13 protein-coding genes are annotated in these 12,350 nt (G+C 68.3%); 5 read left to right on the forward strand and 8 right to left on the reverse strand.

Annotation, left to right across the window (positions count from 1 at the left end):
- The 3 genes from DW306_RS21480 to DW306_RS04435 all read right to left on the reverse strand — a co-directional run.
- On the reverse strand, nucleotides 1-226 hold a 226-nt coding region (locus DW306_RS21480), incomplete at its 3' end, for a hypothetical protein (protein ID WP_205814096.1).
- Between the two features lie 437 nt (nucleotides 227-663).
- A complete protein-coding gene (locus tag DW306_RS04430; RefSeq protein ID WP_136054438.1) occupies nucleotides 664-894 on the reverse strand; it encodes a hexameric tyrosine-coordinated heme protein in 231 nt (76 codons plus the stop codon).
- 34 nt (nucleotides 895-928) lie between these two features.
- Complete coding sequence (locus tag DW306_RS04435; protein WP_136054439.1) at nucleotides 929-1,474, reverse strand: peroxidase-related enzyme; 546 nt, start codon at nucleotides 1,472-1,474, stop codon at nucleotides 929-931.
- Between the two features lie 121 nt (nucleotides 1,475-1,595).
- Here DW306_RS04435 and DW306_RS04440 point away from each other — a divergent pair, with 121 nt between their 5' ends.
- Together DW306_RS04440 and DW306_RS04445 are read left to right on the forward strand one after the other, a co-directional pair.
- Entirely contained in the window at nucleotides 1,596-2,498 is a 903-nt protein-coding gene (locus tag DW306_RS04440) for an AraC family transcriptional regulator (RefSeq protein ID WP_136054440.1), read from the forward strand.
- A gap of 185 nt (nucleotides 2,499-2,683) precedes the next feature.
- Nucleotides 2,684-4,705: an ATP-binding domain-containing protein gene (locus DW306_RS04445; protein ID WP_205814097.1), complete on the forward strand. Its 2,022-nt coding sequence runs from the start codon at nucleotides 2,684-2,686 to the stop codon at nucleotides 4,703-4,705.
- Here the strand turns inward: DW306_RS04445 and DW306_RS04450 are convergent.
- Nucleotides 4,702-5,256 (reverse strand): cysteine hydrolase family protein, encoded by a 555-nt coding sequence (locus tag DW306_RS04450; RefSeq protein ID WP_136054441.1) that lies wholly within the window; start codon nucleotides 5,254-5,256, stop codon nucleotides 4,702-4,704. The two genes, DW306_RS04445 and DW306_RS04450, sit on opposite strands and share 4 nt — an antisense overlap.
- A 50-nt stretch (nucleotides 5,257-5,306) precedes the next feature.
- Complete coding sequence (locus DW306_RS04455) at nucleotides 5,307-6,182, reverse strand: NmrA family transcriptional regulator (protein WP_136054442.1); 876 nt, start codon at nucleotides 6,180-6,182, stop codon at nucleotides 5,307-5,309.
- A 253-nt stretch (nucleotides 6,183-6,435) separates the two neighbouring features.
- Between DW306_RS04455 and DW306_RS04460 the strand changes: the two genes are divergently transcribed.
- Nucleotides 6,436-7,920 carry an MDR family MFS transporter gene (locus DW306_RS04460; protein ID WP_136054443.1) on the forward strand — a complete coding sequence of 495 codons (1,485 nt, stop codon included), beginning with the start codon at nucleotides 6,436-6,438 and terminating at the stop codon, nucleotides 7,918-7,920.
- Nucleotides 7,921-8,014: 94 nt separating this feature from the next.
- Here DW306_RS04460 and DW306_RS04465 read toward each other — a convergent pair whose 3' ends face one another.
- The gene (locus tag DW306_RS04465) at nucleotides 8,015-8,596 is read right to left on the reverse strand and encodes a dihydrofolate reductase family protein (RefSeq protein ID WP_136054444.1); all 582 of its coding nucleotides are present in this window, start codon (nucleotides 8,594-8,596) and stop codon (nucleotides 8,015-8,017) included.
- 59 nt (nucleotides 8,597-8,655) lie between these two features.
- On the opposite strand from DW306_RS04465, the gene DW306_RS04470 reads away from it, so the two are divergent.
- Nucleotides 8,656-9,216: an isochorismatase family protein gene (locus DW306_RS04470; RefSeq protein ID WP_136054445.1), complete on the forward strand. Its 561-nt coding sequence runs from the start codon at nucleotides 8,656-8,658 to the stop codon at nucleotides 9,214-9,216.
- Between the two features lie 71 nt (nucleotides 9,217-9,287).
- On the opposite strand, the gene DW306_RS04475 is transcribed toward DW306_RS04470, so the two are convergent.
- Nucleotides 9,288-10,115: an NAD(P)H-binding protein gene (locus DW306_RS04475; RefSeq protein ID WP_168429226.1), complete on the reverse strand. Its 828-nt coding sequence runs from the start codon at nucleotides 10,113-10,115 to the stop codon at nucleotides 9,288-9,290.
- 221 nt (nucleotides 10,116-10,336) lie between these two features.
- On the opposite strand from DW306_RS04475, the gene DW306_RS04480 reads away from it, so the two are divergent.
- Nucleotides 10,337-10,948 carry a LysE family translocator gene (locus DW306_RS04480; RefSeq protein ID WP_136054447.1) on the forward strand — a complete coding sequence of 204 codons (612 nt, stop codon included), beginning with the start codon at nucleotides 10,337-10,339 and terminating at the stop codon, nucleotides 10,946-10,948.
- Between the two features lie 23 nt (nucleotides 10,949-10,971).
- On the opposite strand, the gene DW306_RS04485 is transcribed toward DW306_RS04480, so the two are convergent.
- A partial coding sequence (locus DW306_RS04485) for a CHAT domain-containing protein (RefSeq protein ID WP_136054448.1) occupies nucleotides 10,972-12,350 on the reverse strand: 1,379 nt, incomplete at its 5' end.

Raw genomic sequence — 12,350 nt, forward strand, 5'->3', positions numbered from 1 at the left:
CCCGAGCCGGGGCGGGTGCGGGTGCGGGAGTCGGCTCCGGCTCGGGTGACGCGGTCGGTTCCGGCGTCGGCGCGGGCCGAGGTGTCGTCGCGGTGTCCGGTGTGCGCGTGGGCTCGGCAGTCGGCGCTGCCGTGGGTTCGACCGCGGAGGTCGGCGCCGGCTTCAGCACGTTCTCCGTGAGCGAGTAGTGCCCGAAGAAGGTGGTGACGACGAGGAGTGCGCTCACCACGCTCCACCACGTCCTGTGACGTCGAGCATGATTCGTCAGTCGCTGGAAAAACATAGAACCTCCTTGCCGTCGCAGTGATGTATGACGTAGGCGGGGATATGTGTCGTGAGCGCGACGGCCTTCTTACCCTAGGTGCGACAATCCGCCGGACGTGAACGCATGTCGTCTCCCGGCGCACCTCAAAGGGCCTCGGCGTCCCCAGATCGCCGAGGCCCTGCAAGAGTGCCGCGGCCTCCCAGCCGCGGCACTCTCGGAGCAGAGGGTGTCCGTGTCGCATCCGCGCTCCCCAGCGGGCGGATGTCCCCATTCGACTGCGCCTCCTCGCACCTTCGCCTTCAAGGTCCTTCGCATGGCACCTTCTGAAAGACAGGAGCGCGCGGCATCCGTTCTGATACATCGAATGGAGAAACTCTTCTGATCGCATTGTCGGGGCGTCAGGATCGCCAATATCCGTTGGCCGCGGAGACGGTCTGGAAGTTGGTCGCGACGACCTGGGAGATGGCGATCAACGCCTCGAAGTTCTCGGCGTAGTCGCCGCGCACCCGCTCTCGGATCTCTGCCGAGGGCTGGGTGAGCTTGACGGCGGTGCGAGAGAGCTTCACGGCGAGTGCGTATCCTTCCTCGGGTGTTGCGGTCAGGAGTGAGGGCAGCCAGGAATCAGCCATGGGAATGCCTTTCGTCGAGTGCTGACACGAGCCGTCAGCTCGCGCGACGGAGCGGGACGTGGGGGAAGTCGATCGGGACGTCGAGCGCGATGTTCACGTAGTTCGTGAACAGGTTGAGGGCGACCTGCCCGATCGTCTCGACGATCTGCTCGTCGTTCCAGCCCTGATCGCGCACGGCCTGGACGTCGGCTGCGGAGAGCTGACCGCGGTCGTTCACGAGCTTGAGCGCGAAGTCGAGCAGGGCCGCCGTCCTCGGGTCGTCGGACTGGCCGTCCTGCGCTGCGGCGAGAGCGTCACGTGAGAGGCCGGCCTTCTTGCCCAGAGCGGTGTGGGCCGCGAGGCAGTACTCGCAGGAGTTGCGGTTGGCGACCGCCACGGCGATCTGTTCGCCGAGGGCCGCGCCAAGCGTGCCGCCTCCGAAAGCGCCGAAGGATCCCCACATGCTCGCGAGGGCAGCGGGCGAGTTCGCCACAGCCTTGAACATGGCGGGTACGGTGCCGAACGCGGAGGTGATCTGGTCGAGGTGCTCCTTGACGGATCCGGTGGCGGTGGCGCGGTCGACGAGGGGGACGTTGGGCATGATTTCTCCTTGGTGGAAGTCGAGGCCCGTGTTCGGGCTTGATCTCAGTCTTGCTCCCGATTTCGGACGATGCGCATCTGTTCGTCTTGACTTCATGACGAATCGTCCAGAAACTGAGGACATGGCACCCGTCGACCGGCTCACCCCCCTCCTGCAGCGTTTTCGCGTGCGCACGCAGTTGTTCCATGCCGGCCCGCTCTGCGGGGTGACCACCTTTCCCGCGGAGCCCGGCCGCGGTTTCCTCCACGTGCTCCGTCGCGGAGAGATGGAACTGACCGTCACCGATGAGCGAGGCATTCCTGAACGGGTGCAGATCACGCGGCCGAGCCTGCTGTTCTTCCCGCGGCCCAGCGACCACGCGTTCCTCAACGCGCCGACCGAGGAGTCCGACTTCACGTGCGCGACCCTCGACTTCGACGGAGGCGCGACGCATCCGCTCGTCCAGGCGCTGCCTTCCGTCATCATCCTTCCGCTCGACGAGGTGGCCACTCTCGGTCCCGCACTTGATCTGCTCTTCTCCGAAGTCGACAACGTGCGCTGCGGACACCCGATCCTGGCAGACAGGCTGTTCGAGGTCGTGCTCATCCAGCTGCTGCGCTGGATGCTCGACAACCCCGCGCACCTCGCCCTGAACCAGAGCCTGCTCTCGGGTCTCGCCGACCAGCGCCTCTCTCCCGCGCTCGTCGCCGTACACGAGGCGCCGGGCGAATCCTGGACGCTGCAGACGATGGCCCGTGCGGCGAACATGTCGCGCAGCGCGTTCGCGTCACGGTTCAAGGATGTCGTCGGCCAGACCCCGGTGGACTACCTCACCGAGTGGCGGCTGACGATCGCGCAGGGGGATCTGCGTGCAGGCACGCCGGTGAGCACCGTCGCTGCGGAACTCGGCTACACGAGCGCGTCGGCGTTCTCGCGGGCCTTCGCGCAGCGGCTCGGTCGCTCGCCCCGCGCCTGGCTGGCCGCCGACTCGGGCGGCATTCCGACCGGCGACGTGTCGCGAGCGTCAGATAGCACGCGGATGTGAGCGCGCCGGGGGTTTGCCGAGACTCCGGAAGAGCCGCCCCGGTGGCTCGCGCGCACAGCTAGCGTTGCCTGCGCCCCTCTCCCGACGACGGAGATGGGCGTGCGCGGAGGCCACGAGATCGCGACGAAGTCAACGTTGAACTCGACGGATCCGCCCCGCATAGTTGACGCCGGATGAGGAGTGGGATGCAGATGGATGCAGGTGCGATCAAGGCCAACCAGATCGACGAAGAGCAGGCCGTGATCGACGCGATGTACGCGCATCTCGACGCGGAACGGGCGAGGAACTCCGCGGCTCGCACACGGGCGGAGTCCGCGCCCGTCGACGGCCCGGGAGATCTCTACGCGCGGGATGCGGAGCTCTCCCGAGTCGTTGCCGACATCCGCCGCCTGCGTGCCGCGGAGCGGTCGCTCTGCTTCGGCCGCATCGATGCCGTCGATGAGGGCGCGCTGTACGTCGGCCGCATCGGTCTGCGCACGACCGAGGGCGACGCGCTTCTCGTGGACTGGCGGTCCGAGGCGGCGCGGCCGTTCTACACAGCAACCATGGTGTCGCCTCTGGGACTGCACCGTCGCCGTCACCTGCGACTCGATGATCGCGAGGTCGTCGACGTGAGCGACGAGGTTCTCGACGGCGCGGCGGCGACAGACCAGGACGTCGTCGGCGACGGGCCGCTCGTGTCGGCGTTGAGCGGTGCCAGGACCGGTCGGATGAGAGAGGCGGCGTCGACGCTGCAGAAGGAGCAGGACGACATCGTCCGGTCGACGCATCGCGGGGTCATGGTCGTCGACGGCGGACCGGGCACGGGCAAGACGATTGTCGCTCTGCATCGGGCGGCCTACGTGCTCTACGCCTTCCCCGCGCTGGCCGATCGAGGGGTGCTCGTGTTCGGCCCGAACCGGCGCTTCCTCCGATACATCTCCGATGTGCTGCCCTCGCTCGGAGAGAACGACGCGCAGTTGGCGACGCTGCCCGACCTGATCGGCATCGAGCCGACGACGACCGATCCGGATGACGTCGCCCGTCTCAAGGGACGCGCGGAGTACGCCGATCGCCTCGCGCAGTGGGTGCGGGCGCGCCAGCCGCTCGGGATGCCGCTCACGCTGCACACCGCGCATGGAACGGTGGTGCTCGGTTCCGGCATGGTCGATGCCGCCCGACGCAGCGCCCAGCAGGGCGGGATCGCACACAACCCCGCGCGCGAACGCTTCCTCGAGCACATCGTCGACGAGGTGGTGAACGAGCTCGAGCAGCAGACGGCGCAGGAGGACTCCGAGTTCGAGGCCGAGCTGAGAGACGTCGTGGGGATCGACCTGGAGCGCATGTTCGCGGGGGAGCGCGCCCACGCCGGCGCCTCGCGGGACGCGGCATCCGCCGGTGACCTCGGCATCGATTGGGATCGGGTCAGGGACGAACTCCTCGACGATCCCGGCGTGGATCGGATCATCGAGCGGGTATGGCCGCGGCTCCGCGCCGAGGACGCGGTCCGCGCTGTCGTCGATCCCGCCGCAGACACGACCGGATGGAGCATCGCCGACCTCGCACTGCTCGACGAGGCCCGCGCCCTCATCGACGGCCCGCCGGAGACGACCCACGGTCACATCGTCGTGGACGAAGCGCAGCAGCTCACGGAGATGCAATGGCGGATGCTGATGCGCCGGTGTCCGCAACGATCGATGACCATCGTCGGGGATCTCGCCCAGGCGGGCCCCGCCACCACGATCCGCCGGTGGGAGGAGGCGCTGGAACCCTTCGTCGGCGACAGGTTCGCACATCACACGCTCACCGTGAACTACCGCACCACGGAGCAGATCCTGGCGGCCACCGCGCCCCTGCTGGCCGTCATCGCCCCCGACCAGCGGCTCTCTCGCTCCCTGCGTCAGGGCGAGCATCCCACCACTGTGGCGGTCGCCGAACGCGACATCGCCGCCGTCCTCGACGAGGTCATCGCGCGCACCCGAGACGAGCATCCCGGCGAACTGATCGGCGTGGTGGCATCCGCGGAACGGGCCGAGGCGCTGGGGGAGAGGATCGAGGGGGCCGGGGCCGCCGTCATCCCTGCGCCCGACGCCCGCGGTCTCGAGTTCGACACGGTCGTCATCATCGACCCGGACGGCATCCGCTCAGCCGGGGACGCGGGTCTGCGTGATCTCTACGTCGCGCAGACCCGCGCGACCAAGCGCCTGGTCGTCCTGCAGGTGGGCTAGCGGACGAAGTCGACCTCGTCGACGGGCACGACCTTCCCGGTGCGACCGGCGGCGGTCTGGAAACCCCAGTACAGGTTGGTGTGCGCGATCACCTGCTCGGGCGGAGGTGCTCCCCAGGCGCTGAGGTCTTCGGTCGTGTGGGCGTCCGAGACCAGGGTGACGTGATAGCCGCGGACGAAGCCGCCGTGCAGGGTGGAGCGCACGCAGGCGTCGGTCTGGCCTCCGCTGATGAGCAGATGGCCGGCATCGAGTCTCGCCAGGGCCTCTTCGAGGTCGGTCTCCTCGAAGGAGTCGCCGTGCTGCTTGCGGACGACGGTCTCATCGTCGCGCGGCTCCAGTTCGGGCACGATCTGCCAGGCTTCGCTGTCGATCGCGAGGTCGTCGGACGAGTGCTGCACCCAGACGACCGGCACCGATGCCGCGCGGGCATTCTCGATCAGGGTCGCGATCCTCGCGACGACGGCGTCCCGTTCATGCGCGTTCTCGAAGACGCCGTTCTGGGCGTCGATCACCAGGAGGGCGTCTCCCGGACGATCACCGGATGCTGTCATGTCTTTCTCCTTCGCGTTCTCATTGATCTTCCTCGGGTCGATAGGGGTGGTCAATGGACGCCTTCCCGCCAGAGGCCGGCAGCAGCGGATGCCGCGGCGAAGGCCTCGAACGAACGCGGTGCGCGGCCCAGAGCCCGCTCGACGCCGTCGGTCACGCTCTCGTTGCGGCCGTCCAGCACCACGCCGAACAGGTAGCCGAGCAGAGCCACGACATCGGCGGGGACACCCTCGGCGAGAGCGGCCTGCGCATACTCCTCGGCCGAGACCGGGATGTAGTCGATGGGGTGGCCGGTGTGCCGGGCGACGATCTCGGTGATCTGGCCGAAGGTGAGCAGCTCGGGTCCGGTGAGCTCGTGGACGCGGCCGGTGAGGCGCGCATCCATCAGCGTCGCCGCGGCCACGTCGGCGACGTCGTCGAGGTCCACGAAGGGCTCGGAGACTGCTCCCGCCGGGAGATGGAGCGCTCCCTGCACGAGCGGATCGCGCAGGTAGCTCTCGGTGAAGTTCTGGAAGAACCATGAGCATCGGACGACGCCCCACTCGGCACCGGAGGCGATCACGACGTCCTCGGCATCCGCGGCCTCGGGTTCCCCGCGCCCCGAGAGCAGCACGATGCGCTGCACTCCACCGGCGATCAGCCGCTCGGTGAGGGCGCGGACATCGTCGAGCGCGCCGGGCACGGCGAGATCGGGGGCGTAGGCGACGTAGGCGCGTTCGGATCCGGCGATCGCCGCATCCCACGTGTCGCGGTCGGTCCAGTCGAACGGAATCGGCGTACGACGGCCGACCGGCCGCACGGGGCTGCCGGCGGCGCGCAGCCGTTCGGTGACGCGGCCGCCGGTCTTGCCGGTGCCGCCGAGGATGACGGTCGGCGCGGTGGTGAAGGAGTCGGAAAGGGGAGCGAGGGAAGGATTCGTGAAGGTCATGCATCCAGTGAAGCCGCGGCAGACAAGACGCAGAATGGCCAGGAACGGCGAAGACATACGCGAGCGTCTAGGGAAAGGTGCGTCCGAGCGAAGATCTGGGCAACAAGAAAGGCGGGGTTGTCTGATGACAACTCTCCGCCCTTCTTAATTTATAGCGCACCCCCGGGCTTGTGGCAAGACCCCCCTCGCGGTGCAGGATGGTCGACTGCCGCCGCCGCCCCGCGCGATCGGCGGCGAGATCACAAGGAGAACCATGCCTGAATCCGACCTCACCACTCCCTCCACCGGAAACATCCCCACCGACTCTGGCGCGTCAGCATCCGACACTTCCGCACGTGACCGCCTCGTCATCGCCCTGCTGCTGGTCTCGGCCTTCGTCGTCATCCTTAACGAGACGATCATGGCCGTCGCCCTCCCCCGGCTGATGTCCGATCTCGACATCACTGCCAGCGTCGGCCAATGGCTGACCACGGCATTCATGCTGACGGTCGCCGTCGTCATCCCGATCACCGGCTTCCTGCTGCGGCGATTCACCACCCGTGCGGTCTTCCTCGCCGCGATGGGGCTGTTCACCACCGGTACGCTCATCAGCGCGCTGGCGCCCGGGATCGCCGCGCTCCTGGTCGGTCGGGTGGTGCAGGCGAGCGGCACCGCGGTCATGATGCCGCTGCTGATGACGACGATCATGACGCTGGTACCGCCCGCCCGACGCGGAAGGACGATGGGCAACATCTCCATCGTGATGTCGGTGGCACCTGCGCTCGGCCCGACGATCTCGGGCATGATCCTGACGTTCTTCGACTGGCGATGGATGTTCATCTTCGTGCTCCCGATCGCGGTGGGAGCGCTCATCCTGGGCGCCGTGCGGATCGTGAACGTCACCGAGACGACCCGGTCGCGGATCGACTACCTCTCGGTGGTGCTCTCCGCCTTCGCCTTCGCCGGTCTCATCTACGGACTCAGCAGCATCGCCGAGGCGTCACGCGGACACGAGATCGTGCCCCCGTGGATCCCGATCGTCGTCGGCGCGGGGGCGCTCGCCGCATTCGTGCTGCGACAGGTCGGGCTCCAGCGCGACGATCGAGCGCTCCTGGATCTGCGTGTCTTCCAGGCGCGGAACTTCACCGTTGCGATGCTCGTGATGGCGATCGCCATGGCGTCGATGTTCGGCACGCTCATCCTCCTGCCGATCTACCTGCAGTCGGTGCTCGGGCTCGAACCGCTCACGACAGGGCTCTGCCTGCTTCCGGGCAGCCTGCTCATGGGTCTGCTCGGTCCGGTCATCGGTCGCATCTACGACAGGCGAGGGCCGGCGCCGCTCCTCATCCCCGGCACGGTGGTGGTGAGCGCCGCACTCTGCGCGATGTCGACCTTCGGCGCGACCACGCCCATGCCCGTCGTGGTTCTCGCTCACGTGGGGATCTCCGCCGGCTTCGCGCTCATGTTCACGCCGCTGTTCACCACTGCCCTCGGATCACTGCGGCCCCAGCTCTACTCCTACGGCTCGGCCGTGGTCGGCACGGGTCAGCAGCTCGCAGGCGCCGCCGGAACCGCGTTGCTGATCACCGTGCTGACCGTGGCGACCTCCGGTGCGGTCGGATCGGGGAGCACCCCCGAAGAGGGGAACGCGATCGGTGTGCACACCGCATTCCTCGCTGCGGCGTTCGTCTCGCTCGTGCCGATCTGCCTCAGCTTCCTGGTCCGCCGCCCGGCGGACACGAGAACAGAAGAGCAGTAGGAAGGCGCAAGCAGCCATGCGACAGCCCCGAGCAGGCCGGTCCGGGAGGTTCGAGCATCCCCCCGACGTTCTTGGTGGATGCCAGGCTCTCTCGTCAGCCTTGCCGTACCCGTCGGTACGATTCGACCACGTTTCCGCCGTCGAAAGACCGGATGCCCGTGAGCGCGAAGTCGGTGGGAGCGAATCGCGGACCGAAGGCCGGAAGGCCGGCCCCCGCCACGACGGGATACCTCTTGATGATCAGCTCATCGATCTCGTCGACCAGCTGACCGGCGAGCTCACCGCCGCCGGCGAGGTAGATCCCCGACTCGCCATCCTGTTCCTTCAAGCCTCGTGCGACCTCGACGGGGTCGTGCGCCGTGACGACGACGGAGGGGTCAGGGCTCCGCAGGGAGCGGGAGAAGACGACCTGCGTCAGATGCGCATAGGGCGAGGTGATGCCCGCCGACAGGGCCGGCTCGTAGGTGCGGCGTCCCATGAGCACGGTGTCGAAGCGCGTGGGTGCGGCATCCGCCACTCCCAGCTGTGTCCTGATGTGGGACGGCAACGCGTCGCCGAACTCCTCGACCATCCACCGCATGTAGTCTTCGGAGCCCGTATAGAAGTCGATCTGGCCATCGGGCCCCGCGATGTAACCGTCGATGGAGAGGGAGATGAAGTACGTCAGGTCGCGCATGGAGAGTCCTTTTCGTTTCGATGGTGCGCCCGGTAGTGAATCAAGAGTGTGGAGAAGAAATGACGACAGCTCGACGAAGTGAATCCGCCCTCCTGGTGATCGACGTCCAGAACGGCGTCTTCCGAAACGCGTTCGATCGCGAGGAGGTGATCGCCAACATCGCGCGGTTGGTCGACGGCGCCCGTGACGCCTCCGCGGCGGTGATCTGGGTGCAGGACTCCGATGTCCGGCCTGTGGGCGGGCTGGACTGGCAGATCGTCCCTGAGCTCGTCCCCGCTGATGACGAAGCGGCCGTTCGCAAGGAGCACGGCGATGCCTTCGAGGGGACGGAGCTCGAGGAGATCCTCTCCACGGCCGATGTCGGGCATCTGGTCGTCGTCGGAGGTCAGACCGACGCATGTGTGCGCGCGACGATTCACGGAGCATTCACGCGCGGTTACGATGTCACGCTGGTCTCTGACGCGCACACCACGGACGACCGAACCCCGCAGGGAATGCCCACCCCCCGGCAGGTCATCGCGCACACCAACCATTACTGGTCGTTTCACACCGCCCCTGGGCGGACCGGCAGAGTCGTGCCGACAGACGAGGTGTCCTGGGGTCCGATTCGCGGAGACTAGCGAGAACATCCTGGTGGCGACTCGAGCCCGAGTCGCTTCCCTGCTCGCGTGCACTGTCTGCGTGGCGCCACTCACCGGAAGGCCTCACGATGGCGCTCGGCCCATTCGTCCACCGTCGCAGGCGCCCGCCCGAGCAGTCGGCCCAAGGTGGGATCCGCGGTCTCCGGAGCGTCCGCGGTCTTCGCCCAATACGCGAGAAGCCAGTCGATCGCGTAGCCGGGCATGGAGGCGGAGGCCTCATCCCGCCACTCTGCCGGGGTGAGCTCGACGAACTCGATCGATCGCCCTGCGCCGGTGGCGATCGCTGCCACCTGCTCGGACTTGCTCAACGCCTGCGGTCCGGTCAAGGTGTGGATCGCGCTCGCGTGGCCGTCGTACAGAAGAGCGTTGACCGCGATCTCCGCCACATCACGCTCGTCGACCGGGGCTTGCAGCGCCCGGTCGTAGGGAGCGCGCACGACACCGTGCTCTTTGATCGCGTCGGCCCAGTCGAGCAGGTTCGCCGCGAACATCCCGGGTCGGAGCAGTGTCCACTGCAGACCGGATGAGGTGACGGCATCCTCGGCGCTGCGGTGAAACGCCCCACCGGCATCGTCGTCGGCGAACCCGGCGCTGGCCGAGGACAGCAGCACGATCCGTCGGATGCCGGCGGCTTCGGCGGCCGCGATCGCAGCGGAGGTGTCGCCGGTCGCGAGCAGGTACAGCGCGTCGCCGTCGACGAAGGCGGGCGGGAGCGTCGTCGGGTCGTCGAGGTCAGCGGCCACGACGTCGACCTGCGGGGGAAGGCCCGCGGTGTCGGGCCGACGTGTCACCGCCCGCACGGTCGCACCATGCGCGAGCAGGCCGTCGATGACATGACGGCCGACGGTTCCGGTGGCTCCGGTCACGATGATTCTCACGAGGATCTCCTTCATCAGGGTCTCAGGCGCAGGCAACGCTAGTGACTCCGAAGTCGATGCGGAACGTGTTTTCCGGAGTCTCGGCAGTTCCTCGGCGCGCTCAAATCCGACTTCTATCTCTTTTTCTGAGCCATCGTTCGTCGTGCATTCCGAGCAAGAGCAGACGCGCAGCCGACCCGGAACATCGGTACTGTGCAGAGGAACGACGGATCGAGGACGAGATGAGCATCGCCTTCCTGCTGACCAGCCTGGTGGTGGTCGCCACGCCGGGGACCGGAGCGGTGTACTCGATCGCCGCGGGTCTCTCGCGGGGAGCCAGAGCCGGCATCATCGCGGCGTTCGGCTGCACCCTCGGCGTCGTCCCGCACATGATCGCGGCGATCACCGGACTCGCCGCGATCCTGAACGCCTCGGCGATCGCCTTCGAGGCCATCAAGTGGCTGGGCGTGGCGTACCTGCTCTTCCTTGCCTGGCAGACCATTCGGGACACGTCGTCGATCGACACCGATGGCCAGGCCACCCCGGTGTCGTTCTGGCGGGTGATCCGCACGGCCGTGCTCATCAACCTGCTGAATCCGAAGCTGACGATCTTCTTCTTCGCCTTCCTCCCGCAGTTCGTCCCCGCGGGAGAGAGGGACGGCACCTGGCACATGATCGGGCTGAGCCTGATCTTCATGGCGATGACCTTCGTGGTCTTCGCCTTGTACGGCGTCTTCGCGGCCACCATGCGCAACCAGGTCATCACCCGGCCGAAGGTCATGGCCTGGTTGCGCCGAACCTTCGCGGCGACCTACGTGCTCCTGGCCGGACGGCTCGCACTGGAGAGCCGCTAGTCGGTCGGGCTTCTCGACGCGCGTCAGAGACCGTTCCCGTGGCATTGGAACGGGGCGCGGATGCCGGTCGAGTCGGATGCCGCGGCGAGAGCGACCGCCGGGGCGATGCCTCGCGCGAGCCCGGTGTGCACCGCGCCGAGCAGTTCGCACGCGTCGTCGTCGGGCACCGCGACCGGGGCGGCGATCACGCAATCCGCACCGGCATGCAGCCAGACCCGCGTCATTCCGAGCGCCTCTTCGCCCCAGCGCACCGACGAGCGCCCGAGCTCGCAGGCAGACAGGATCACCGTCGCCGGGACGTGCGGGATGAGATCGACGTCGTAGCCGAACAGCGTGCCGTCGGCCAGTTCGAAGCCGGAGAACAGCGGGTTGTCGACGGCGTGACGGCCGTGCGCGGCGATGTGCAGCACGTCGACCTCGGCGGCGAGGGCGGTCACCGCGGCGACCGTCGCGTCGGGCCCTTCGAGTGTCTGCGGGTCGTGGTCGCTGCGGCGCCAGGCCGCCGCCGCGACACGAACCTCTTCATCCGCTCGGGGAACCCTCGGCCCCGCCGCGAACCCGGTTCGCGCGGCCGGGACGCGCGTTCTGGAGGAGCTGTTCACGGCCAGCCAGCGCGACACCGAGGTCGCAAGGGTGAAGGGAGCGCCCGCCATCCCCGGCAGCATCGCCCAGGGAACTCCGCCGAGGGCGCCGGGCACCGTGATCACGAACTCTTCTGCGCGGGGCGCGGCGCGGCGCGCGGGCAGCACGAGTTCGGCGTCGAGCGCCTCCAACCGTGCGGCGAGGGCCCTCGCCGTGACCTCGCCCATCACCCCGCCTCGCGTCAGCGCCGCCATGTCGAGGTCGGCACGGAGCCCGTCGAGCGCCGAGCGCACCCGTGACCAGGAGAGTGCGACGATCGTCGCGCCGGACGCCGTCACCACGACGGCGTGCAGCTCGGTGCCGGTGAACACGTAGGAGAGCACGGCCGCGTCATCGGGGAGCGCTGCCGTCACCTCGGTCAGCCCGAGGCGGTCGCGGGTGCCGCCCGACCCGGTCGATGCCCACTGCCGCTCCCGCACCCGGTCGCGCAGGCTCCGCACCCGGGCGTCGGTCGTCCAGTCCTGGCCGGCGAGCTCGGCGCGCAGCATCCGCAGCTCCGCCAGATCCTCTGCGAGAGCGGCGTCGTGCGGAGGGCGCACCGGCGCGACCTGCTGGCTCAGATGCCGTGCGCGCTCCGACCACTCGAAGAGCACCGCCGGATCGCCGAGGCGCGCCGCCGCCGACAGCCCCGCGAACATCAGATCGCTGCCGTGCATTGCCACCGACGCCTGCAGGTCGAGCGCACCGAACGACCGCTGCCACGCGGTCAGCAGATCGAGCCCGTCGGCCGCCGCACGCAGGGCGTCACGGTGGCGACCCG

The sequence above is a fragment of the Microbacterium sp. K24 genome (assembly GCF_004794465.1).
Lineage (GTDB): Bacteria > Actinomycetota > Actinomycetes > Actinomycetales > Microbacteriaceae > Microbacterium.

Bases quoted from the DNA above. Each gene is read 5' to 3' on its own strand.
- DW306_RS04430 (WP_136054438.1), bottom strand. From the start codon at position 894: ATGGCTGATTCCTGGCTGCCCTCACTCCTGACCGCAACACCCGAGGAA.
- DW306_RS04435 (WP_136054439.1), bottom strand. From the start codon at position 1,474: ATGCCCAACGTCCCCCTCGTCGACCGCGCCACCGCCACCGGATCCGTC.
- DW306_RS04440 (WP_136054440.1), top strand. From the start codon at position 1,596: ATGGCACCCGTCGACCGGCTCACCCCCCTCCTGCAGCGTTTTCGCGTG.
- DW306_RS04445 (WP_205814097.1), top strand. From the start codon at position 2,684: ATGCAGATGGATGCAGGTGCGATCAAGGCCAACCAGATCGACGAAGAG.
- DW306_RS04450 (WP_136054441.1), bottom strand. From the start codon at position 5,256: ATGACAGCATCCGGTGATCGTCCGGGAGACGCCCTCCTGGTGATCGAC.
- DW306_RS04455 (WP_136054442.1), bottom strand. From the start codon at position 6,182: ATGACCTTCACGAATCCTTCCCTCGCTCCCCTTTCCGACTCCTTCACC.
- DW306_RS04460 (WP_136054443.1), top strand. From the start codon at position 6,436: ATGCCTGAATCCGACCTCACCACTCCCTCCACCGGAAACATCCCCACC.
- DW306_RS04465 (WP_136054444.1), bottom strand. From the start codon at position 8,596: ATGCGCGACCTGACGTACTTCATCTCCCTCTCCATCGACGGTTACATC.
- DW306_RS04470 (WP_136054445.1), top strand. From the start codon at position 8,656: ATGACGACAGCTCGACGAAGTGAATCCGCCCTCCTGGTGATCGACGTC.
- DW306_RS04480 (WP_136054447.1), top strand. From the start codon at position 10,337: ATGAGCATCGCCTTCCTGCTGACCAGCCTGGTGGTGGTCGCCACGCCG.